Source organism: Strawberry lethal yellows phytoplasma (CPA) str. NZSb11 (assembly GCF_000397185.1).
GTDB lineage: Bacteria > Bacillota_I > Bacilli_A > Acholeplasmatales > Acholeplasmataceae > Phytoplasma > Phytoplasma australiense.
On record NC_021236.1, the window covers coordinates 300,530 to 321,643 of the forward strand.

A 21,114-nucleotide genomic window follows, 5' to 3' on the forward strand; every position below is an offset into this window, starting at 1 on the left:
AAACTAATTCCAAGGTTTTTTAGAAATGCGAACTTTTCTTCTTCTTTTGGTAATATTGTTATCAGAATTGTTATCATTCAAAATCATTTTTTCTTGTTGAGGGGGGGTTTGAAAACTTTGCGACAAAGGAAATCTTAAAATAGCGGTTGTGATATCCATAACTATTTGATCAACCATTTTATTGAATAAAATTTGTCCTTCTTTTTGATATTCAATAAAAGAATCTTGCTGACCGTAACCAACAAAACCAACGCCTTGTCTTAAAACACTCATATCATTAATATGGCGTTTATAATAATTATCAATTATTTTTAACATAAACCATCTTATAACTTGATCAAAAAAATGAATATCATTGTTTTCTTTTTCAAAAGAATCTTTTTGTTGTTCCAAAATAACTGTCATTTTGTTTGATAAATATTTTCTAAATTCAGTTAGAGCTGTATTAGGTGATTGTTCAAAAATGGCTTGAACTTCTTTTAAATCAAAAGTCCCTTTAGGAAAAAAAGATTTTTCTAAAAAAAGAATTAATTCTTCTGGTTGATTGGTTTTTTTTGTGTTAGTGAAAAAAGGAACAACAGCTTGATTAATGGTTTTTTCCATCAGATTTAAAGCTATTTTTTCTGGATGAGGACTATTTAAAATCCCTTTTCTTTGATCATAAATGATTTCTCTTTGAATTCTTAAAATATCATCATATTTCAAAAGATATTTACGATAATCAAAATTAGAAGATTCTACTTTTTTCTGGATTTTAGTGAAAAAATTAGTAACCATTTTAGAAGAAGTTTCTTTTCCGCTGGTGTTGATTTGTTGTAACAAAGAAATAATTTTTTCAATTCTTTTGCCGCCAAATCTTTGTGCTAGTTCATCTTCACTAGAAATAAAAAAACGAGAATAACCAGGGTCGCCTTGACGTCCAGCACGGCCTCTTAATTGGTTATCAATTCTTCTTGATTCATGTCTTTCGGTTCCTAAAACAGCCAAGCCACCTAAATCTGCAACTCCTTCGCCTAAACGAATATCAGTTCCTCTTCCTGCCATGTTAGTTGCAATTGTAACTGAATTTTTTAAGCCTGCTTTGGCGATGATTTCTGCTTCTTTAAAGTGGTTTTTCGCATTTAATATTTCATGCTTAATAAAATTTTTAGCTAGTTTTTTGGAAATAATCTCAGATACTTCAACCGTAGTTGTTCCTATTAAAATAGGTTGTCCTAATTTGTGTCTTTCCAACGTTGTTTTAATTAAGGCGTCATATTTTTCTTGCATCGTTACAAAAATAAAATCAGGTTCATCAACCCTAATCATAGGAAGATTGGTAGGAATTTCAATTACTTCCATATTGTAAATATCCCTAAATTCATCTTCTTCTGTTTTAGCGGTCCCTGTCATGCCTGATAATTTATGATAAAGTCGGAAGAAATTTTGATAAGTAATTGTTGCTCCGATAGAAGTTTCTTCTTTGATTAAAACCCCTTCTTTCGCTTCTAAAGCTTGATGTAGGCCATCACTAAATTGACGACCTTTTAAAACTCTTCCGGTAAATTGATCAATAATTAAAACTTGGTTTTGGTTCACTAAATAATCTTTGTTTTTATGCATTGTAAAAAAAGCTTTTAAAGCGTTTTTGATATGGTGGAGCAATGAAGAATGTTGAACATCATATAAATTTTTGATTTGAAAAAAACTTTCAGCTTTGTTAATTCCTTCTTCGGTTAATTCAATTGTTTTGCTTTCTAATTCAATAAGATAATGTTTGCTTTTAAGGGTTTTAACAAAACGATTAGCTTCTTTATATAAATTTTTGGTTTCTTTGGCGCTTTGAGAAATAATTAAGGGAGTGCGAGCTTCATCGATTAAAATAGAATCTACTTCATCGATAATAGCATAGCTATAAGGACGTTTCATCACTAAATTATTAGCATCAATTTCCATATTATCCCTTAAATAATCAAACCCAAGTTCCGAATTAGTAATATAAAGGACGTCACACAAATAAGCTTTTTGCTTCTCTTCGGTGTTGTTGTCTTTAATATTAATGCCAACTGAAAGGCCTAAAAAACGAAAAACTTCTCCGATTTTTCCTTCGAATTCCCTTTTAGCTAAATATTCATTAACTGTCACAATATGAACCGGATCGCCACTCAAAGCATTTAAATAAGCAGGCATAATAGCTGTTAAAGTTTTTCCTTCTCCAGTTTTCATTTCGGCAATATTTCCTTGATGTAAAATAATAGCGCCTAAAATTTGAACATAATAAGGAGTGAGTCCCGTTACTCTTTTAGTTGCCTCCCTCACTAAAGCGTAGGCTTCAGGCAATAACTGATTAAGGGTTTCTCCTTTTTGATACCTTTGCTTTAATTCGTTAGTTTTGACAACAAAATCTTGATCTTTTAACAAAGACATAGTTTCTGTAAGGTTTTGGACTTTATTAGCGATAACTCTTGCTTTTCTTAAAGCTTTTTTAGAAGAATTAAATATTTTTTTTAAAAACTTAAACATAACGATTTTAATCCTTTTTTTTCTTTTAATTAATTCTACAAAAATTAAATCTTTTAAAGATGACTAAAAATTTATTTATTTTTTTAATTTATGATAAAAAAACCATAAATTTGAATATTATCATATCATCAAAAACAGAAGATTAAAAAAATAAACATCAATAACATTATACCTTTTTTTAAGAAAAAAAGGAAACTTATTTTAAAATATAGTCAAGTTTAATTCTTTTTTTAATTTTTTTGCGGTAGGTTTATAAGTTTTACAAAGTCTACCTAAAGAATCATAAAGGTTAATTAAACAAGTTTTTAAAGAATGATCAAAAAAATTGGTTCTCATTTTTTTACCAGTTTGAAGATTAATTTGAGTAATACTTTTGATCAAACCATTTGGAAAAAAATTTACTAAAAAACCTAATCTTTTTAATTCTTCCTTGGAATAGCCAAATTCTTTAATTAACCTAGAGGAACAATTAAGCTCTAAACATTGTTTAAGAGTGATTTTAAGATCTCTTAATTCTAAACCAACATTAGGCAATTGGATTAATTCTTCAAGAGTATAGCCGCCTTTTTGGAGTTCTTTGATGTTGCTGCCTGCATTTCTCAATTCTTCCAGAGTATAAATGGTTTTTAAATTTTGCAGTTTGATTCCTGCGAATAAAAATTGTTCCAAAGAAAAACCTTTTTCTTTTAATTCTTCAAGAGTATAGCCCACATCTTTTAGTTCTTGAACGCTAAATTTAAAACCTTTAAGTTCCTCTATTAAATAACCAGCTTCTTTTAATTGTGAAATCGGGACGCCATTTTGATTTAAAACTTGAGCAGGAATTCCTAATTCTTTGAATTCTTCTAAACTAAAATGGGCTTCTTGTAACAACTGTTTTAAAGAATATAAGGGAGGAATTAGCTCTTGCAAAGGGTATCCCATTTCTTTTAAATCTTTAGCACTAAAACCGGCTTTTTTTAGTTCTTCGGGAGTATAACCAATTGACTTAAAGCCATAAAGAGATAGTCCTGTATATCTCAATTGTACTGCAGAAAAAGAAGCATCTTTTAATTCTTGAGGAGTTGCTCCAAGATAAAGAATTAATTCTTTAGCACTAAAACCGGCTTTTTTTAATTGCAAAAGATTATAACATGCTTCTAGTTTGATTTTGTTAATTGTGTATCTAAATGATAATTCTAAAGGACTATAACCAACTTGAATTAAATTAAAAATGGTATATCCTTTTTTTTCTAATTGTTCTAAACTAATAAAATCTCTTTTGAAATCTTTTGCTTTGTATCCTATTTGTTGAAAAATATCGTTATTAAGATTTATCAGTTCATGCGGCAAATAACCGGCTTTTTTTAAATCTTGAGGCAAAAACCCTGCTTGAAGCAATTCTTCTGGTAAAAAACCAGCAGTTTTCAAAGCTTTAATTTTGAATTGTGCCGTTTTTAAATCTCTGGCTTTGTATCCTAATTGTTTTAATTTTTGTGCGGAAAAATGTGCTTTTTTTAAAATGTTTGCAGTATAGCCTTTTTGTTTAAGTTCTAAAGCACTCAAGCCTTTTTTTATTAATTCTTTTGCTTCTCTTGTTATTTCTTGTAAAGCGTCTAAATCTGGAGTTTTTTCAGAAAAGTGTTGTAAAGAAGAGGCTTCAATTGGATTGTCTAACTTTTGGCCAATAGGAATATTTTTTTCTTCTTGCATCAATTTACGGTTTTTACTAATTAGTTCTTTGTTTTGGATTTCCCAAGGGCAAAGATGAAAAATTAAGAGAAACAATAAAGTTATTAAAACCATCAAAAGATAGGCAATAAAAGATTTTAGATTCATTTTAAAATATTTCTAATTACTTTATAATTCATATAATATGAATTTTTTTTGTTCTTTTGGTTTTTAATTAGTTTTTCAAAAAAACTAATCATTAAATAACAAACGAAAAAAGAAGAGAAACAAACACCACATTATTATTATAACTGATAATAAGTTTTTATCGTTATAATTTAATTAGTTTCTTTTTGGGTGGACAGTTTAAAAATACTATACAACTTTTTTCTTTTTAAAAATTCTATAAGATCGACTTTTTAGTCGGTCTTTTTTTTGTGATCAAAATCATGGATATTTTCATTCCTTTCTAAAAAAAATGTTTTTAGAAAGGAATATAATGGAAAAAACCACCAATCCACAAATTAAAAAAGTATTATTTGAAGAAATATTTACTGAAAAAAATTCGGCGAAAAAACACGAATTTAAAAAATACGCGAAGAACGCCTTAAATTTCTTATTGATTATTAGAATGATCCAAGTGATATCAAAGTTCGTGATAAATTAGTTGAAATATTGGTAAGCTCCACAAAAATGGCACCATTTGAGAACAACATTTTTTTCCAAAAAAAAGGAGAAAAACAAAATGGAAAATAAAAAAAACAATTATCTGCCGAGATGGAACAAAATATATCTACGTATACCACCCAACTACAGGGAACAAAATTCAATTAATCAGACATTACTACGATAGTAAAAAAGTTTGGTAAATCATCGACTACGACCTAACAACATCCAACAAAATCAAATTAACCCAATAACCAAGAAGATGGAAAAACAATTGATTATACTATTGATTACAACCCATACACAGGCAACAAAATCAAACTCACCCAATACAAATCAAATGGAACAACAGTTGATTACACTCAAAATTACGAATACCCCCTAACGGGTCAAATAATCAAAAATTAAAAAAAGAAAAGGAAAAATAAAAAATGTATCGAGTTGATAGAAATAATTTTTTCAAAAATGAAAAAAAATCTACTATTTATACTCCCAGTTGGGTATCGCAATTTTTATATAATATTTTATCACCTCAAATCCAACGCGGTTTAATTGGGCTGATGAAATAATTAGGGTACTTTTTTAAGTATCCAAAAAAATATTTATTTAATTGAAAAAAATATTAAAATATTAAATTATTAAATTATTTTAAATCTTGAAGAAAAACTACAAAACTTAAAGTTTTATTCAAAAACATTACCAAAATCCACTAAAGTCAATAATAATTATATAAATATGAAATTGATTATGATTAAAAAGCAATCTTTCAAGCAAAGAATATTATAAAGGAAATTAACAAAAAGGGTGATTGGGGGATTTTTTTGACTAAAAAACCTTGAATTAATGTTACAAAATTACAAACTTTGAAGGGCAAGTTATTAATTCTAAAATCCCAAAAAAAGACTTTATTTAATTAAATAATTAGTTTTGAGTTGCCAAAGATATAAAAGTTCCATCTTTTAACTAGTTAAAGCAAGTTATTAGTTAATTGTTATGGGGTTGTTGCAATTTTTGAAAAGCTTTTAATTGACCGCAAAAGTTATTCCAAATTAAATATCGAAGGTTGTGGGGTATTCCAAAAAAAATATAGGTACTTTTTTCTTTTTACAAAACTCTTTTCTTAATAGTGACTGAAATATTAAAATATTTAGGATAATTTTTTAAAAAAACTTTTAAGATTAACTTTTTAGTTAGTCTTTTTTTAATATCTTTAAAAAAAACAAACAAAAGAATCATGAATTTGATAATTTATTAATAATAATCACAAAAAATTGATGAATACAAAAAAATAGTTGTTAACGGTTGTTTTGTATTTTTAATCATTCTTAAATGTTTTCATTAAATTATTTCTGTGTATTGGATTTGTAAAAATTCATTAAGATAAATAAAAAAAATCCCAGCTGTTAGAAAACAATTGGGATTAATCAAAATCTGGAAATTTTTTTAGTTACTTAATTGTAGTAATTTGAGATAAAGTCTTTTTTCTTCTAAAGTAGGTGAACTTGGTATTTTTACATGAACAACTACATATTGATCACCTTTACGATAGGAAGAATTGAGATAAGCTATTCCTTGGTTTTTCATGCGCAGTTTATTTCCTGATTGAATTCCTGATGGTATTTTTAAATTAACTTCGCCGTAAATAGTAGGAATAAGCTTATTAGTTCCCAAAACGGCTTCAGGGACATTAATAAAGATTTCTAAAACAATATCTTGGTTTTTTCTCACAAATGATTCATGAGGACGAATTTTAAAGTTAATGTATAAATCGCCTGCTTGGTTGCTTAAAGGAGGGAAATTGCCTTTTCCATGAATTTGAAAAGACATTCCTTCCTCAATCCCTGCAGGAATTTGAAAACTAACTGATTGTTTCTTTTTCTGACGTTTTGAGCCATGACAAGAATAACATTTGTTTTTAATTTGTTCGCCTTCTCCGCGACAATAAGGACAAGTTTGTTGAGAACGGATATTGCCTAAAAAAGTTCTTTGTTCGGTAATTACTTGTCCTAAACCATTACAATGTCTACATTTAACAATATCGCTTGAGGATAAAGCTCCTTTTCCTTGACAAACTTGGCAATCAGCATCAACCATAATATCGATGTTTTTCAAAGCTCCTAAAACTGCATCCATAAAGCTAATTGTCATTTCTACTTTTTTATCATAGTTAACTTTTCGACTGCGTTTGTTGGTGCCAAAAAAATCACTGAAAGAATTAAAAATATTTTCTTCAAAACCTTCAAAACCAGAAAATCCTTGTTGTTGCGTTTGGGAATCGTGGCCAAAACGATCATAATTAGCTTTTTTATTAGCATCGCTTAAAACACTATAAGCTTCTTGAATTTCTTTAAAATTGGCTTCAGCATTAGCTTCTTGAGAAACATCGGGGTGATATTTTTTAGCAAGTCTAAGATAAGCTTTTTTAATTTCTTTAGGGGTTGCTTCTTTATTCAATCCTAAAACTTGATAATAATCTTTTTTTGTCATATTATTGTCGCTCCGCCCAACAATTCAATAAAGGTTTGTTTTATCCTTCGTTTGATTGTTTTGATAGTTTATTTTTTTTCTTCAAAATCTGCATCTACTACTTCGTCAACTCCGTCTTTTTTATCTTTGTCGGAAGAATTCGGTTGTTCTGGATTAGCTTCATTTTGGTTTTGCTGTTGTTGTTGAGCTTTTTGATAAGCCTTCATGGCAATCCCTTGGGATTCTTTTGATAAACTAGCTGTTTTTTCTTTAATCAAGGAAATATCTTCACCTTTTAAAGCTGTTTCTAATTCTTGGATTTGTTTTTGCACTTTTTCTTTTTCTTCAGGAGTAACTTCTGCTTTAAGGTCGTCTAAAGATTTTTTAGTTAAGAAAATCATATTATCAGCTTCATTGCGTGCATCAATTCCCTCTTTTTTAACACGATCTGCTTCAGCGTTTTCTTCGGCTTCACGTATCATTCTTTTAATTTCTTCTTCTTTTAAAGCCCCACTGCCTGAAATAGTAATTTTTTGTTCTTTTTGAGTCCCTAAATCTTTAGCTTTCACAGAAACAATACCATTTGCGTCAATGTCAAAAGTAACTTCGATTTGAGGAATGCCGCGAGGAGCTGGTGGAATATCTGTTAAACGGAATTGTCCTAAAGTTTTGTTGTCAGCTGCTAAAGGTCTTTCTCCTTGTAAAACATGAATATCTACTGCTGATTGATTGTCTGATGCAGTTGAAAAAACTTGTTTTTGAGAAGTTGGAATGGTTGTATTTCTTTCAATTAATTTAGTAAAAACGTTTCCTAAAGTTTCTATTCCTAAAGAAAGCGGTGTAACATCTAATAATAAAATGTCTTTCACATCTCCTGCTAAAATACCTCCTTGAATAGCAGCACCAATTGCAACTACTTCATCTGGATTAATACTTTTATTAGGAGTTTTTTGTAATTCTTTTTTAACTAATTCTTGAACAGCAGGAATACGAGTAGAACCACCCACTAAAAGAACTTGATCGATTTTTTCAATAGTTAATTTAGCATCACTCAAAGCACGTTTAACAGGACCTAAACAACGATCAATTAAATCTTTAGTTAATTCATTAAACTTCGCACGTGTCATATTGTATTCTAAATGCAAAGGACCTGACGCGCTCATAGTTAAGAAAGGTAAAGAAATTTGGCTAGAAGTGACACCACTTAATTCTTTTTTAGCTTTTTCAGCAACATCTTTTAAACGTTGCATTGCCATTTTATCTTTTGATAAATCAACTCCGTTATCTTTCTTGAATTCTTTAACTAAAAAATCAACAATTCTTAAGTCAAAGTCGTCCCCTCCTAAAGCGTTATCGCCTGAAGTTGAAAGAACTTCAAAAGTTCCATCAGCCAAATCAAGAATGGAAACGTCAAAAGTTCCGCCGCCTAAGTCAAAAACTAAAATAGTTTGTTCTTTGTTGCTTTTATCAGCTCCATAAGCTAGAGCTGCTGCAGTTGGTTCGTTAATGATACGTTTAACATTTAGACCAGCAATTTTACCAGCGTCTTTAGTAGCTTGTCTTTGAGCGTCGTTAAAATAAGCAGGAACAGTAATAACAGCATCACTTACTTCAGCACCAAGATAATCTTCGGCAGTTTTTTTAAGGTTAGTCAAAATCATCGCACTAATTTCTTGGGGAGTGTATTTTTTACCGTTAACATCAACAGTATAATTAGCTTCTCCCATATGTCTTTTAATAGAACTAATGGTATTAGGATTGGTAATTACTTGACGTTTAGCAATTTCTCCCACCATAATATCATTACCTTTAAAAGATACTACTGAAGGAGTTGTTCTTCCGCCTTCAGCGTTGGGAATAACTTTGGCCTCTCCGCCTTCCATAAGAGCAACACAAGAATTAGTTGTTCCTAAGTCAATTCCTATAATTTTATTACTTTTTGCCATCTTCATTACTCCATTCATTTACTTGAACCATTGCTGGTCGTAAAATTTTTTCTTTATATAAATAACCTTTTTGTAAAACTTTTAAATTAGTTTTGTTTGGTTTTTCTGGTTCCGAAATTTTTTCTAAAGCATTGTGCAATGCTGGATTAAAAACAGCATTTAAGGATTGAATTTCTTCAACTCCTTCTTCTTTCAAAATGTTTTTAATTTGTTGTTGAATCATTTGAAAACCTAACAAATATTTTTTTAATAATTCATTATCTGTTGAAATTTCTAATGCTTTTTCTAATTGTTCCAAAGGAACTAACAAATCAGAAATCAAGTTGCTAGAAGCATATTTTAATTCTTGTATTTTTTGCTTTTGCAATCTTTTTTTAAAATTAATTAATTCTGCTTGATTTTTCAAAGAAGCATCAGCAAATGCTTTTTTTTGTTCTTCCAATTGAAGGGTTAATTTATTGATTTGTTCTTTTAATTTAACAATTGTTTTTGATGATGGTTTTTTTTCAGTTTGTGTGTTGTCTTGATGAGTGCAATCGCAATCCGAATTAAGTTTTTTCTTTGTTTCTTCGGTTGGGGTTGCATTTTTTTCATTGTCATCGCAAACATCGCAAGCTTGACAATTATTTTTTTCTTCTTTTTCTTCAAATAACATTTTTAGCCCCTTTCGTAAATATTTTTAATTTATTCCTGGTTTAATTTTGATAAATGAATTGATAAATATTCTAAAAGGGGAATAATTTTAGGATATTTCATCCAAGAAGGTCCCAAAATAGCAATTGTCCCCTTTTCGTTGGCATCAATAGCAAAAGGTATAGACAAAATCATATAATCTTTAACGGGAGTTAGTTGCAATTCATCTGATAATTTAAAGGATAAACCTTCTTGATTCAACAAAATTTTTAACAACTCTTTGCGTTCTAACAAATTCATAATTTTTTTAATTAATTCTAAGTCGCTAAATTCTTTTTTTTTAGTCATCTCAGAAATTCCTGCAAAATAGGTGTTTTCTGAAGCAAAACTACTAAAGGCTTCAATAAACAAGGCAATCAATTGCTCTTGAAAACGAATATATTTTGCAATCGTTTGTTTAACAAAATCACTTTGAATAATTTTAACAGCTTCTGATAAATATTTTCCCACTAACAAATCACTGATAATTTTGACTATATCTTTTAAATCATAAATACTAATTTCTTTTGTTTGATCTAAAGAAATATTTTGATGTTGAACATCACCTTTGTTAGTGATAATTAAAATCAAAGCCTGCTTGTGATTTAAAGGAATAAAATCAATTTTGCTGATCTTACTATTGTTAAAAACATCGGGTCCAATCGCCATAGCTGTATAACTAGTTAAACTATTAAGTAATTTTATTGCCTCTTTAATTACTTTGTTTTTATGAAAAGTTTTGTTTTGAATAACCTTATCAATCAAAGGAAACGAATTGGCTGCATCATAGTCTCTAGTTAATAAATGAGTTAAATAATAAGTGTAGCCTTTAAATGAAGGAATTCTTCCGCTTGAAGTATGATTTTTTTTTAAAAAACCTTCTTCTTCTAATTTTAACATATCATAACGAATAGTAGCACTAGAAAATTGAAGCTCAGGCAAATGAATTAATGATTTGGAACCTACTGGTTGTCTTTTTTGGGAGTAGCTTTCTACTACCGCCTTTAAAATTATTTTTTTTCTATCTGAAAGCATAATTAACACCTTTAGCACTCATAGTAATGATTGCCAATAATATTATATGCTTTTTTGATTACAATGTCAACCATTTTTTTGATTGATGGTTAAAAAATAAAAAAAGTTATAATTTAGAGAAAAATATAAATAAAAAAGGACCAACTAAAATAAGTCAGTCTTTAAGAATATGTATAATTAAAAAAAGTGGCAATAATAATTATTTAATTAAAATTGAAAAATAACCTCACAAAATAGAAATGCTATTAAATTTTTGGAGAAAAAACATATTAATTATTATTCTAGTTTTCAAAAATTACTTTTTTTCAAAAAAAATTAAAAAAGAGATAAGCAAAAAAAAAAAAAATTTAAGTTAATCTTCTTGTCTCAAATACTCTTACCTCAAACTAAAAAACGATCTCAAAATGAAAAAAATTAAAAAAATAAGGGTTAATATTTGCAATTGGAAATATTTATTTTTTATAAAAAGAGCTTGCGATGACAGTTAACAAAAAAATTCAATAAATTAAAACCTATTTTTAATTGGCCATTAACTTTCTTTTTTAAAAAAGAAAAATAATTAATTAAAAGCATTTAATAACCAATAAGAACCAAAAGCAATCCAATAGTCTTTTTGATGACTGAATAAATTTTAAAAATATGATGCAGTTGATAGTTTTTTTGACTTATATTAATAATGTTTTTAAATATCTGCGCAGGTCCCCTCCACTAATTCAATTAAATAATTAATTTTGTTTTTACTTCATAATTTTTCATTTTCTAAGATAAAATTAACATTAAAAAAAATTAATTTCATGTCATTTTGATGCAGTTGTTTCATACCTTAAAAATATATCATTAACGAAGGATATTAAAATCAATTCTTGAATCAAGCACAAATATAGTCCTTACAAATGAGTTTCTAAATAAAAAAATAGTATTTTTTTCAAACCACTTATCAAACTGAAATCTTTTTTTAAAGTATAGTAATAAAACTCTTGAGAAATTTTTTTCGCTTCATTAATTATCTTTTCTCCTTTAAAAACAGTTTTAGAAAAAATCTTAAAAATTATTTTTTTAGTTTTGAGTACAAAAAAAAGACCGACTACAAAATAAGTCAGTCCTATTTTTTTAACAATTAAAAAAAGCATCCTAAGTATTTTAAAATATTTTTTTAATTTTTTTATTAAAATAATTGCCTTCAAAAATAAAATTTTTGTATTTACTTCATCTTAAAAAGAGAAATTTTTGTATTTTTAAGCAAAAGCAATAATAGCCATTGGGGCTGCATCTCCACGGCGAGGAACAGTTTTAATTACTCTAGTGTATCCACCTTGGCAATTCAAATACTGAGAAGCTAATTTTTGAAATAATTTTTGTAAAACTGTTGTTTCTTCATTAATTTTTTCATCAAAAAGATGTCTTGCAGCTTGGCGTCTGGTGTGCAAAGTTCCTTTTTTAGCTAAAGTAATCATTTTATCAGCTAATCTTTGTAATTCTTTGGCTTTTGATTCTGTTGTTATAATTTGTTCGTTCACAATTAAATCAGTCATTAAAGTTCTTAATAAAGCTCTTCTTTGGGATTTATTGCGACCTAATTTACTAAAAGGCATAATAAGTCAACTCCTTTCTAATTGGTTTCTTTTTCTTCTTCATCGCTATTATGTAAAGCTTCTTTTAAACAATCATTAAATTCTAAACCGTATTCCACAAACTTATCCTTAAGTTCTTGAAATGATTTACGACCTAAACTTTTTAATTTCACAACTTCTCTTTCGCTAAGTTTAACTAAATCAGCAACAGTATTAATTCCTGCTCTTTTGAGGCTATTAAAAAGTCTAACGGATAAATCTAGTTGTTCAATTTCTAAATCAAGAAAATAATTATGAGCTTCTGGTTTCCGTTCGGAAACAAATTCCACATTAGGAGTTTGTTGGCTTAATTCTGATACCACGTTAAAATGTTCTACTAAAATTTTTGCCGCCGTTGCAAGTGCTTCTTTGGCTAAAAGAGCTCCATTAGTAGTAATTTCCATAGTTAATTCTTCTTTGTTTCCTATTTTTTTCTCTACTTGATAAGCAACATTAACAACTGGAGTAAATAAAGAATCGATAGGAATTACTCCTAATTGATTTTCACTATGAACTTTATTATCTTTGGCACTGACATAACCAATGCCTTTTTTAATGGTGGCTGTCATATTAAAATTAATATCCGAAGAAATAGTTGCAATTGGCGCTTCTGGATTAATAATTTTTACACCTTCAGGTAGTCCAAATGAAGCTGCAGTAATTTTTTGAGGGCCAGAAAGAGATATTTTTAATTTTTCTTCAAAATCATTAGATTCATCATCAACTTTAAAAATAATTTTTTTTAAGTTTAAAATAATTGTCATAACATCTTCATAAACGCCTGAAATAGTAGTGAATTCATGTTCCACGCCTTCAATTGAAACATTCACAATTGCAGTTCCAGGTAAAGAAGATAATAAAGTTCTTCTTAAAGAATTACCAATGCTAGTAGCGTGTCCTTTAACTAAGGGATAAAAAATAAATTTGCCGGAGGTAAGTTTTTCATCCAGTTCCTCAACAAAAAAAGGTTTAATAAATTTAAGATTTTTCATAATTACTCCTTCATATTTCAAACATTTTTTATCCTCTAGGGGATTTTGGAGGACGACAACCATTATGAGGAACTGCAGTCACATCTTTAATAGCAGTAATTTCTAATCCTGCTGCTTGCAAAGAACGAACAGCTGCTTCTCTGCCTGGACCTGGTCCCGCAATGAAAACTTCGATTTTTGCCATCCCATGTTCCATAGCAGCTTTAGCAACTGCCTCAGCTGCTAATTGAGCAGCAAAAGGAGTAGATTTACGGCTACCTTTGAAACCTAAAGCTCCAGCGCTACTCCAAGTAATAGCATTACCATTGGCATCCGTAATAGTTACAATGGTATTATTAAAAGTAGTATGAATATGCGCTATCCCAAAAGGAACGTTTTTTTTAACTTTTCGTTTGGTTGTTTTTCTTCTTGCCATCACCTTTCTCCTTTATTATTTTTTCTTACCAGCGATTGATTTAGGTTTTCCTTTAACAGTGTGAGCGTTGTTTCTAGTTTTTTGACCTCTCACAGGTAAACCTTTACGATGACGTAGTCCTCTATAAACACCAATTTCCATTAATCGTTTAATATTAAGTGTAACTTCGCGTCTAAGATCGCCTTCAACACTATATTTAGTGATTTCGCTACGCAAAGAAGATAATTGCTGTTCTGTTAAATTTTTAACTCTAATATCATGACTGATATTTAATTCATTTAAAATTTTTTGAGATAATTTTTTGCCTAATCCATAAATATAAGTCAAAGCAATAACTACTCTTTTATCACTAGGAATGTCTATTCCTGCAATTCGCGCCATAAAATCCTCCTTTTATCCTTGTCTTTGATTGTGTCTACGATTTTTTTTATTAATAACATAAACACGACCTTTACGACGAACAATGATATCGTCTTCACTACGTTTTTTGACCGACGCTTTAACTTTCATCATCTTTCTCCTTATTTGAAACGATATGTAATACGTGCGCTCGTTGGATCATATGGTGATAATTCAATTTTTACTTTATCACCAGGTAAAATACGTATATTGTTAATGCGTATTTTACCAGAAACATAAGCATTGATTTTTTTTTTATTTGGAAGCTCAACTTTAAATTTAGCATTGGGTAATACTTCAACAATAATTGCTTCCAATTCAATAATATTTGTTTTTGACATTTAAAAATCCTTTAATTTCTTAATTTTTTTAACATTAGGTTAAAATTTCATAACTTGTATCAGTAACTACAACTGTATGTTCAAAATGAGCACTTAAACTTTTGTCAATTGTTACAACAGTCCAATTATCAGTTAAAACTTCAACTTCTGAACTTCCTAATGTTAACATAGGTTCAACACAAAAAGTCATTCCTTTTTGCAAAAGTTCGCCTCGATGTGGTGGACCAAAATTAGGAATATAAGGTTCTTCATGCAAAGATGCACCAATTCCATGACCAGTAAAATCTTGAACAATTCCTAATTGATGTTTCTTAGCAAATGTTTCGATAGCATGAGAAATATCAGAAAAATGGTTTCCTGGTTTAATTTGGGCAAGTCCTTGCATTAAAGCCTCTTTTGTTAAGGCAACAATTTTAGGAGGAGTTAAAAATTCATTACCTACAAAATAAGTATAAGCACAATCGGTATAATAACCTTGGTAATTAATACCTATATCTAAAGTAACAATATTTCCCAATTTCAAAATTGCTTTTTTGGAAGGAATGCCATGAACAACTACTTCATTAATAGAAGTGCAAATGTGTTTTGGAAAACCATGATAGCCTTTAAAAGCAGAAACAACGTTGTTTTTTCTAAAAAATTCTTGAGCTAATAAATCCAGTTTTTCAGTTGAAGTTCCTGGAATAATAAAGGGAGCGAGCATTTTGTGAGTTTGTTGCAAAATAATCCCGGATTGCCTCATCAAAGAGATTTCATAAGGAGTTTTGATAGAAATCATTTTTGCTCCGTTTCTAAAACTTTTAAAATTTTTTGAGTAACTTGTTGAATGTTTTGCATCCCATCAACTTCAAAAAGTTGTTTTTTGGAGCGGTAATACTCGACTAAATGCAAAGTTTCTTGATTAAAAACTTTCAAACGTTTTAAAAAAGTGTTAGGTTTATCATCTTCTCTTTGGATTAATTTTTTTTGATCTTTGTCACAAATACCTTCGATTTTCGGCGGTAGGTTATCTAGATGATAAACTTTACCGCAATGAGAACAAATTCTTCGTCCCTCAATTCGTTTCATTAAATCTTGCTTGAAAGCGTTAAAATAAATAACTTTAGTCAAATGTAAATTAGATTTAGTAAAAAAAGTTTCTAAAAATTGAGCTTGAAAGACGTTTCTAGGAAAACCATCTAATAAAAAATTTGAATGAGGAACTATTTGAGATAAATAATCAGCAATCATTTGATTAGTAATTTCATCAGGAACTAAAAGACCTTTATTAATAAATTTTTTGCTTTCCTTACCTAATGGAGTGTTTTCTTGAAAATTTTTACGAAAAATATCACCTGTTGCAACGTGTTGAAGTTTTAAAAGATCAGATAAAACCGCTGCTTGAGTGCCTTTGCCAATTCCAGGAGGCCCTAATAATATTAATATCATAATATAATTTAGTCTAACTAATTAAAAAATTTTTGCATATTCTTTTTTTTGAGCGGTGGCCATAATTCGTTGAATAGTCTCGATTGCGACGCTGACAATAATTAGTAAACTTGTTCCTCCTAATTTCATATGTGTTAATTTAAAAAATCTTTGCATAAGTAAAGGGGTAGTAACAAGAGTAATCATAAAAAGAACACCTATAACAGTAACTTTAAACAAAACTGAAGATAAATAATTTGTGGTTTGTTCTCCTGGTCTTAAACCAGCAATATAGGCATCTTGTTTGGATAAATGTTCAGAAATTTCTTCAGGATTAACATTCATAAAAGTTGAGAAAAAAGAAAAAATAATAATTAATAAAATATACAAACCAAAGGCAAAATTAAAAATGCGAGCATTAGTTAAATAATCAACAACGGACTTAAATGTTTGGTTTCCAATTAAATCAGCCAAAGTTGTAAAAGGCATCATCAAGTATTGAGCCAAAATAACAGGCATAACTCCAGCAGTGTTAATTTTTAAAGGGATGTAGCTACCACTTTCGGAAGAAACTCGGTTTCGAGCATAATTAACTTTAACTTTCAAAGCAGTTATTTGAACAATCACGGTTAAAACTAAAAACAAAATTAAGATCAAAACAAGAAGAAGAAATTGTGAAAATAATTCTGAATCAAAACCATCTCTCAATTTTGATAAATAATTTATATTTAATTCTTGAAAAGAGGCAATCAAACTACCACCCATAGAAGCAATAATTAAAAGAGAAGTTCCGTTTCCAACCCCACGAGAAGTAATTAAATCAGAAAACCAAATTAAAATAGCACATCCAGCAGCAGCGATTAAAGGAATTAAAAAGTAATTAAAGCCTGAAATTTTTAAATTGGATTCTAATTGAGAATTGGATTTTTGAATAAAAGCCATGGTTTGTGCAAAAGCTAACAATAAAGCCAAAGCGCGAGTTAAAAAATTAATTTTATGTTTACCAATTTGTCCTTGTTCTTTCCACTCACGACAAAAAGGAAAAAATTTTTGTAAAAATTGAACTACAATCGAGGCTGTAATATAAGGGTAAATACCTAAACCAAAAAGTTTTTGAGGGGCAATAAAAAATATTTCTTTTCCTGACAACTTCCAACCTGAAAAACCAGAAGGAATAAAAGGCAAACTTATTCTAGTGCCCAATTGAAAAAGAAAAATAATAAAAAAGGTAAATAAAATTTGAAAAATCAATTTAGGGTTACCTAAAATTAATTTTAATTTACGTTTCATCTTAAATAACCTCTATTTTCCCACCAACTGCTAAAATAGATGCTTCTGCTTGGCGTGAAAACTTAGAAGCTTTAACAACTAGTTTTTTAGTTAAAGTACCTTGACCTAAGACTTTAATGCCAGATAATGGATCTTTAATAATTTTTTTTTCTAATAATAATTGAGGGGTAATAACACTGTCTTCTGGAAAGTTTTGCAAAGTTGTTAAATTAAGAACAGCATATTTTTTTTGTGCAAAATTATGGAATCCTCTTTTAGGAATTCTTTGAAAAAAAGGGATTTGTCCGCCTTCAAATCCAGGACGCAAAGTTTTTCCTGAACGTGCTAATTGTCCTTTGTGGCCTTTTCCGGAAGTTTTTCCAGTGCCACTACCAGGACCACGACCTAAACGTTTGGTCGTTTTACGAGCATTGACAACGGGTTTGATAGTGTGTAGCATTATGCTTCCTCCTTTGTGTCACAAACTTTTTGAACCACAACAAGATGACTAATCGTTTTGATCATTCCATGGATGGCTGGAACATCATCTTTGATAACTTGATTGTTTATTTTTTTTAAACCTAAAGAATAAGCGGTTCTTATTTGGTTTTGGCGACAAGAAATTAAGCTTTTGATTAAAGTAATTTTAAGTTTCATTGTTCATTTTTGGCTAAAGTAAGACCTCTTAATTTAGCTACTTCTTCTTTTGTTCTTAAATTTTTTAATCCATCCATCACAGCTCTAATAACATTAATAGAAGTACGAGAGCCAAAAGTTTTAGTTAAAACATCACTAATGCCTACTAATTCTAAAACAGTTCTTGCAGCGGCTCCTCCAGCAACAATCCCAGTCCCTTTTGAAGCGGGTCTTAAAAGAAATTTAGAAGCTCCAAAATGACCGATAGTGTCATGAGGAATCGTAGTTCCTACAATAGGAATGCGAATTAATTGTTTTTTTGCTTTTTCTACAGCTTTTTTAATAGCATCCACAATTTCTTGGGCTTTCGCGGTTGCAAAACCGATTTGGTCTTTTTTGTTACCAACAACAACCAAAGCAGAAAAACGAAAACGGCGGCCGCCTTTAACTACTTTAGTAATACGTTTAATTTTGACAACTTTTTCCTCGTAAGGAGATGTTTTTTTGACAAATTCTTTTTTTATTGTTTTCATTGTTTTCATCTTGCTTTTCTCCTTTAAAATTGTAATCCTGATTGGCGACAAGCTTCGGCTAAGGCTTTTATTTTTCCATGATATAAATACCCAGAGCGATCAAAGACAATGTTTTTGATTCCTAAAGCCAATGCTTTTTGAGCAATTAGTGTTCCCACTGCTTGAGCGGCTTTAATGTTGGAACCGATAACATTAGTTTCTTTGCTGTGAACGCTGCATAAAGTATTTTGAGCATTATCGTCAATTAATTGGACATAAATAAATTTATTGGACCTAAAAATATTCAAACGGGGACGTGTTATTGTTCCTATAATAATTTTTCTGAGACGTAAATGACGTTTTTTACGCAAAACATTAGAAGATTGCTTGATTATCATAACTTATTTTTAGTCCTTTCTAGTTTTTTTAGCGCTTTTGCCTGCTTTTTGTCTGATATATTGACCTTCGCTACGGATTCCTTTTCCTTTATAAGGATCAGGTTTACGCAACTTAGTTATTTTTGCAGCAAATTCGCCCACCCGTTGTTTATCAATTCCCTTAATAATAATTTCTGATTGTTTCACTTCCACTTCAAGATATTCAGGAATGTTAACATTGACAGGGTGTGAAAAACCTAAAAATAAAATTAATTGTTTGTCCTTGATTTGAGCGCGGTAAATTAAACCAACGATTTTTAAAACTTTTTGAAAACCTTTATGAACTCCTTGAATCATATTATCAAGCAAAGCTCTTGTGGTACCGTGGATTTTTTTCATAAAAATTTCATCATTGGGGCGAGCGACTGTAATAATTTTGTTTTCATTAGTGATTTTTAGTCGGTGATTAAATTGATATGATAATTTACCTTTAGAACCTTGAACTAGGATAAAATTTTTATCTTGAATATCAACTGTAACTGTATCAGGAATTTCAATTACTTTATTTCCGATGCGTGACATAACATTTTCTCCTTTGATTTCTTTGATAATTTACCAAACATAAGCCAAAATTTCGCCACCAACTTGGGAAATTCGCGCTTGAGAATCAGTTAAAATACCTTTAGAAGTAGAAACTAAAGCAACTCCTAAACCATTTAAAACTTTAGGTATTTGTTGGGCTGTTGCATAAACTCTTAGCCCCGGTTTAGAAACTCTTTTTAATCCTTTAATCACTTTTTCTTTGTTAGGAGCATATTTTAAACTAACAATGATATCTCGAGATGACTGAGGTAGATAAAAATTTTTAATAAATCCTTCAGTTTTTAAAACGGATAAAATTTCTAATTTTAACTTTGAAGCAGGGATTAACACTTTCGCATGCGACATTTGATTAGCATTACGAATACGCGTTAACATATCTGCAATAGGGTCAGTCATAACCATATTTTAGTCTCCTTTTTTACCAACTGGTTTTTTTAACGCCAGGCAATTTTCCTTCGTGCGCTAACTGTCTAAATTTAATCCTGGAAATTCCAAATTTGCGAATATATCCTCGAGGTCTACCATCGATAGAATCTCTATTTTTTAAACGCACAGGAGACGCTTTTGCAGGAATTTGAGATAAGCCAACGTAATCAGCTTTTTTTTTAAGTTCTGAACGTAAGGAAGCATATTTTAAAACTAACACTCTTTGCTTACGATCTTTTGCTATTTTTGATTTTTTAGCCATAAACAACTTTTCCTTTAATTTTTAAACGGCATGCCATAAAGTTCTAACAGCTTTTTGGCTTGAGCGTTATTTTTAGCAGTAGTAACAATAATGATATCCATACCACGCATTTTTTTGACTTTATCAATATTAATTTCTGGAAAAACAATTTGTTCTTTCAGACCAAAAGCGTAATTACCTCTACCATCAAAAGATTTGCCAGAAATTCCTCTAAAATCTCTTACACGAGGGAAAACAAGGCGAGTTAATTTATATAAAAAAGCTTCTTTACGAGCTCCCCTTAAAGTAACTTTGGCGCCAATCGGCATCCCTTGGCGTAATTTAAAATTAGAAATAGATTTTTTGGCTTTAGTAATAACGGGACTTTGGCCTGTTAATAATTTTAATTCTTCTACAACATCATCTAAAACTTTAACGTTAAAGATAGCATCGCCGACTCCCATATTAACAACAACTTTTTCGATTTTAGGAACTTGCATTACTGATTTATAGTTGAAGGTTTGCATCAAAGTAGTAGTTATTTTGTCATATTCGAATTGATATAAATTATTTTCTTTTTTCATTTAAAAAATTCTCCTTAAACTATATCATCTAGTTGATTGTTGGATTTTTTAGCATAGCGGATTTTTTTTCCTTTTTCGAAACGAATGCCTATTTTGGTAGGAGTTTGAGTTTTGGGATCAATCAAGGCAACATTAGAAATATGGATCGATCCTTCTTGTTTTGTGATGCTACCTTTTTCTTGGTCTTTGGAAGGGGGATGATGTTTTGTTTTCATGTTGACGCCTTCAACAATTATTCTTTGTTTTTCGTTAAAAATTTTAAGGACTTTGCCTGTTTTAACTTTTCTTTGACCATTTTCATCAATGAAATAACGGTCTTTACCTGCTAAAATAGCAACAGTTTCTCCTACTTTAATACGCATATT

Annotated in this window: 24 protein-coding genes and 2 pseudogenes; 2 read left to right on the plus strand and 24 right to left on the minus strand. The window is 29.6% G+C overall.

The annotated features are described in order from the left end of the window. Positions 1 to 3: 3 nt before the first annotated feature. Together secA and SLY_RS01445 are read right to left on the minus strand one after the other, a co-directional pair. Positions 4 to 2,502, minus strand: coding sequence for a preprotein translocase subunit SecA (gene secA / locus SLY_RS01440; protein ID WP_015637866.1), 2,499 nt, complete (start codon positions 2,500 to 2,502; stop codon positions 4 to 6). A 201-nt stretch (positions 2,503 to 2,703) separates the two neighbouring features. Continuing rightward, positions 2,704 to 4,320, minus strand: a complete 1,617-nt coding sequence (locus SLY_RS01445) for a hypothetical protein (protein ID WP_015637867.1) — start codon at positions 4,318 to 4,320, stop codon at positions 2,704 to 2,706. A 765-nt stretch (positions 4,321 to 5,085) separates the two neighbouring features. On the opposite strand from SLY_RS01445, the pseudogene SLY_RS05875 reads away from it, so the two are divergent. Further along, positions 5,086 to 5,226: pseudogene (locus tag SLY_RS05875) on the plus strand (DUF2963 domain-containing protein); the annotation flags it as partial. Positions 5,227 to 5,249: 23 nt separating this feature from the next. After that, positions 5,250 to 5,372 (plus strand): annotated as a pseudogene (locus SLY_RS05245) (N-6 DNA methylase); the annotation flags it as partial. Positions 5,373 to 6,261: 889 nt separating this feature from the next. Here the strand turns inward: SLY_RS05245 and dnaJ are convergent. The 22 genes from dnaJ to rplX all read right to left on the minus strand — a co-directional run bounded on the left by dnaJ (position 6,262) and on the right by rplX (position 21,111). Further along, positions 6,262 to 7,305, minus strand: a complete 1,044-nt coding sequence (gene dnaJ / locus SLY_RS01450) for a molecular chaperone DnaJ (protein WP_012359026.1) — start codon at positions 7,303 to 7,305, stop codon at positions 6,262 to 6,264. A gap of 68 nt (positions 7,306 to 7,373) precedes the next feature. Further along, complete coding sequence (gene dnaK, locus SLY_RS01455; protein WP_041784301.1) at positions 7,374 to 9,230, minus strand: molecular chaperone DnaK; 1,857 nt, start codon at positions 9,228 to 9,230, stop codon at positions 7,374 to 7,376. Further along, positions 9,217 to 9,885, minus strand: coding sequence for a nucleotide exchange factor GrpE (locus tag SLY_RS01460; protein WP_015637872.1), 669 nt, complete (start codon positions 9,883 to 9,885; stop codon positions 9,217 to 9,219). The genes dnaK and SLY_RS01460 overlap by 14 nt, the downstream gene beginning before the upstream one ends. A gap of 29 nt (positions 9,886 to 9,914) precedes the next feature. Then, positions 9,915 to 10,937 (minus strand): heat-inducible transcriptional repressor HrcA, encoded by a 1,023-nt coding sequence (hrcA, locus tag SLY_RS01465; RefSeq protein ID WP_012359029.1) that lies wholly within the window; start codon positions 10,935 to 10,937, stop codon positions 9,915 to 9,917. A gap of 1,235 nt (positions 10,938 to 12,172) precedes the next feature. Further along, positions 12,173 to 12,529: a 50S ribosomal protein L17 gene (gene rplQ / locus SLY_RS01475; RefSeq protein WP_012359031.1), complete on the minus strand. Its 357-nt coding sequence runs from the start codon at positions 12,527 to 12,529 to the stop codon at positions 12,173 to 12,175. Between the two features lie 17 nt (positions 12,530 to 12,546). Beyond that, the gene (locus tag SLY_RS01480; RefSeq protein ID WP_012359032.1) at positions 12,547 to 13,539 is read right to left on the minus strand and encodes a DNA-directed RNA polymerase subunit alpha; all 993 of its coding nucleotides are present in this window, start codon (positions 13,537 to 13,539) and stop codon (positions 12,547 to 12,549) included. Positions 13,540 to 13,567: 28 nt separating this feature from the next. Next, complete coding sequence (rpsK, locus tag SLY_RS01485) at positions 13,568 to 13,954, minus strand: 30S ribosomal protein S11 (RefSeq protein ID WP_012359033.1); 387 nt, start codon at positions 13,952 to 13,954, stop codon at positions 13,568 to 13,570. Positions 13,955 to 13,969: 15 nt separating this feature from the next. Further along, entirely contained in the window at positions 13,970 to 14,335 is a 366-nt protein-coding gene (gene rpsM, locus SLY_RS01490; protein ID WP_012359034.1) for a 30S ribosomal protein S13, read from the minus strand. Between the two features lie 12 nt (positions 14,336 to 14,347). Continuing rightward, a complete protein-coding gene (rpmJ, locus tag SLY_RS01495) occupies positions 14,348 to 14,464 on the minus strand; it encodes a 50S ribosomal protein L36 (RefSeq protein ID WP_012359035.1) in 117 nt (38 codons plus the stop codon). A gap of 11 nt (positions 14,465 to 14,475) precedes the next feature. Then, positions 14,476 to 14,694 (minus strand): translation initiation factor IF-1, encoded by a 219-nt coding sequence (infA, locus tag SLY_RS01500; RefSeq protein ID WP_012359036.1) that lies wholly within the window; start codon positions 14,692 to 14,694, stop codon positions 14,476 to 14,478. 34 nt (positions 14,695 to 14,728) lie between these two features. Beyond that, on the minus strand, positions 14,729 to 15,472 hold the full coding sequence (gene map / locus SLY_RS01505) for a type I methionyl aminopeptidase (RefSeq protein WP_015637879.1): 744 nt from the start codon (positions 15,470 to 15,472) through the stop codon (positions 14,729 to 14,731). Continuing rightward, positions 15,469 to 16,122, minus strand: coding sequence for an adenylate kinase (locus SLY_RS01510; protein WP_015637880.1), 654 nt, complete (start codon positions 16,120 to 16,122; stop codon positions 15,469 to 15,471). The genes map and SLY_RS01510 overlap by 4 nt, the downstream gene beginning before the upstream one ends. A 21-nt stretch (positions 16,123 to 16,143) precedes the next feature. Continuing rightward, on the minus strand, positions 16,144 to 17,391 hold the full coding sequence (gene secY, locus SLY_RS01515; protein ID WP_015637881.1) for a preprotein translocase subunit SecY: 1,248 nt from the start codon (positions 17,389 to 17,391) through the stop codon (positions 16,144 to 16,146). Position 17,392: 1 nt separating this feature from the next. Next, complete coding sequence (rplO, locus tag SLY_RS01520) at positions 17,393 to 17,830, minus strand: 50S ribosomal protein L15 (RefSeq protein ID WP_015637882.1); 438 nt, start codon at positions 17,828 to 17,830, stop codon at positions 17,393 to 17,395. Further along, complete coding sequence (gene rpmD, locus SLY_RS01525; protein ID WP_012359041.1) at positions 17,830 to 18,027, minus strand: 50S ribosomal protein L30; 198 nt, start codon at positions 18,025 to 18,027, stop codon at positions 17,830 to 17,832. Before rpmD ends, rplO begins: the two co-directional genes overlap by 1 nt. Then, positions 18,024 to 18,539 carry a 30S ribosomal protein S5 gene (rpsE, locus tag SLY_RS01530; protein WP_012359042.1) on the minus strand — a complete coding sequence of 172 codons (516 nt, stop codon included), beginning with the start codon at positions 18,537 to 18,539 and terminating at the stop codon, positions 18,024 to 18,026. The genes rpmD and rpsE overlap by 4 nt, the downstream gene beginning before the upstream one ends. Before the next feature lie 23 nt (positions 18,540 to 18,562). Next, positions 18,563 to 18,916: a 50S ribosomal protein L18 gene (gene rplR / locus SLY_RS01535; protein WP_012359043.1), complete on the minus strand. Its 354-nt coding sequence runs from the start codon at positions 18,914 to 18,916 to the stop codon at positions 18,563 to 18,565. Positions 18,917 to 18,925: 9 nt separating this feature from the next. Further along, complete coding sequence (gene rplF, locus SLY_RS01540) at positions 18,926 to 19,477, minus strand: 50S ribosomal protein L6 (RefSeq protein ID WP_015637884.1); 552 nt, start codon at positions 19,475 to 19,477, stop codon at positions 18,926 to 18,928. A gap of 30 nt (positions 19,478 to 19,507) precedes the next feature. After that, on the minus strand, positions 19,508 to 19,900 hold the full coding sequence (gene rpsH, locus SLY_RS01545) for a 30S ribosomal protein S8 (protein WP_012359045.1): 393 nt from the start codon (positions 19,898 to 19,900) through the stop codon (positions 19,508 to 19,510). Positions 19,901 to 19,916: 16 nt separating this feature from the next. Beyond that, positions 19,917 to 20,186 carry a 30S ribosomal protein S14 gene (gene rpsN, locus SLY_RS01550; protein ID WP_012359046.1) on the minus strand — a complete coding sequence of 90 codons (270 nt, stop codon included), beginning with the start codon at positions 20,184 to 20,186 and terminating at the stop codon, positions 19,917 to 19,919. Between the two features lie 14 nt (positions 20,187 to 20,200). Continuing rightward, positions 20,201 to 20,749, minus strand: coding sequence for a 50S ribosomal protein L5 (gene rplE, locus SLY_RS01555; protein ID WP_015637886.1), 549 nt, complete (start codon positions 20,747 to 20,749; stop codon positions 20,201 to 20,203). A gap of 14 nt (positions 20,750 to 20,763) precedes the next feature. Next, complete coding sequence (rplX, locus tag SLY_RS01560) at positions 20,764 to 21,111, minus strand: 50S ribosomal protein L24 (RefSeq protein WP_015637887.1); 348 nt, start codon at positions 21,109 to 21,111, stop codon at positions 20,764 to 20,766. Positions 21,112 to 21,114 lie beyond the last annotated feature (3 nt).

What these genes read in the sequence shown, in the direction of transcription:
- secA (WP_015637866.1), bottom strand. Translation starts at nt 2,502, where the DNA reads ATGTTTAAGTTTTTAAAAAAAATATTTAATTCTTCTAAAAAAGCTTTA.
- SLY_RS01445 (WP_015637867.1), bottom strand. Translation starts at nt 4,320, where the DNA reads ATGAATCTAAAATCTTTTATTGCCTATCTTTTGATGGTTTTAATAACT.
- dnaJ (WP_012359026.1), bottom strand. Translation starts at nt 7,305, where the DNA reads ATGACAAAAAAAGATTATTATCAAGTTTTAGGATTGAATAAAGAAGCA.
- dnaK (WP_041784301.1), bottom strand. Translation starts at nt 9,230, where the DNA reads ATGGCAAAAAGTAATAAAATTATAGGAATTGACTTAGGAACAACTAAT.
- SLY_RS01460 (WP_015637872.1), bottom strand. Translation starts at nt 9,885, where the DNA reads ATGTTATTTGAAGAAAAAGAAGAAAAAAATAATTGTCAAGCTTGCGAT.
- hrcA (WP_012359029.1), bottom strand. Translation starts at nt 10,937, where the DNA reads ATGCTTTCAGATAGAAAAAAAATAATTTTAAAGGCGGTAGTAGAAAGC.
- rplQ (WP_012359031.1), bottom strand. Translation starts at nt 12,529, where the DNA reads ATGCCTTTTAGTAAATTAGGTCGCAATAAATCCCAAAGAAGAGCTTTA.
- SLY_RS01480 (WP_012359032.1), bottom strand. Translation starts at nt 13,539, where the DNA reads ATGAAAAATCTTAAATTTATTAAACCTTTTTTTGTTGAGGAACTGGAT.
- rpsK (WP_012359033.1), bottom strand. Translation starts at nt 13,954, where the DNA reads ATGGCAAGAAGAAAAACAACCAAACGAAAAGTTAAAAAAAACGTTCCT.
- rpsM (WP_012359034.1), bottom strand. Translation starts at nt 14,335, where the DNA reads ATGGCGCGAATTGCAGGAATAGACATTCCTAGTGATAAAAGAGTAGTT.
- rpmJ (WP_012359035.1), bottom strand. Translation starts at nt 14,464, where the DNA reads ATGAAAGTTAAAGCGTCGGTCAAAAAACGTAGTGAAGACGATATCATT.
- infA (WP_012359036.1), bottom strand. Translation starts at nt 14,694, where the DNA reads ATGTCAAAAACAAATATTATTGAATTGGAAGCAATTATTGTTGAAGTA.
- map (WP_015637879.1), bottom strand. Translation starts at nt 15,472, where the DNA reads ATGATTTCTATCAAAACTCCTTATGAAATCTCTTTGATGAGGCAATCC.
- SLY_RS01510 (WP_015637880.1), bottom strand. Translation starts at nt 16,122, where the DNA reads ATGATATTAATATTATTAGGGCCTCCTGGAATTGGCAAAGGCACTCAA.
- secY (WP_015637881.1), bottom strand. Translation starts at nt 17,391, where the DNA reads ATGAAACGTAAATTAAAATTAATTTTAGGTAACCCTAAATTGATTTTT.
- rplO (WP_015637882.1), bottom strand. Translation starts at nt 17,830, where the DNA reads ATGCTACACACTATCAAACCCGTTGTCAATGCTCGTAAAACGACCAAA.
- rpmD (WP_012359041.1), bottom strand. Translation starts at nt 18,027, where the DNA reads ATGAAACTTAAAATTACTTTAATCAAAAGCTTAATTTCTTGTCGCCAA.
- rpsE (WP_012359042.1), bottom strand. Translation starts at nt 18,539, where the DNA reads ATGAAAACAATAAAAAAAGAATTTGTCAAAAAAACATCTCCTTACGAG.
- rplR (WP_012359043.1), bottom strand. Translation starts at nt 18,916, where the DNA reads ATGATAATCAAGCAATCTTCTAATGTTTTGCGTAAAAAACGTCATTTA.
- rplF (WP_015637884.1), bottom strand. Translation starts at nt 19,477, where the DNA reads ATGTCACGCATCGGAAATAAAGTAATTGAAATTCCTGATACAGTTACA.
- rpsH (WP_012359045.1), bottom strand. Translation starts at nt 19,900, where the DNA reads ATGGTTATGACTGACCCTATTGCAGATATGTTAACGCGTATTCGTAAT.
- rpsN (WP_012359046.1), bottom strand. Translation starts at nt 20,186, where the DNA reads ATGGCTAAAAAATCAAAAATAGCAAAAGATCGTAAGCAAAGAGTGTTA.
- rplE (WP_015637886.1), bottom strand. Translation starts at nt 20,749, where the DNA reads ATGAAAAAAGAAAATAATTTATATCAATTCGAATATGACAAAATAACT.
- rplX (WP_015637887.1), bottom strand. Translation starts at nt 21,111, where the DNA reads ATGCGTATTAAAGTAGGAGAAACTGTTGCTATTTTAGCAGGTAAAGAC.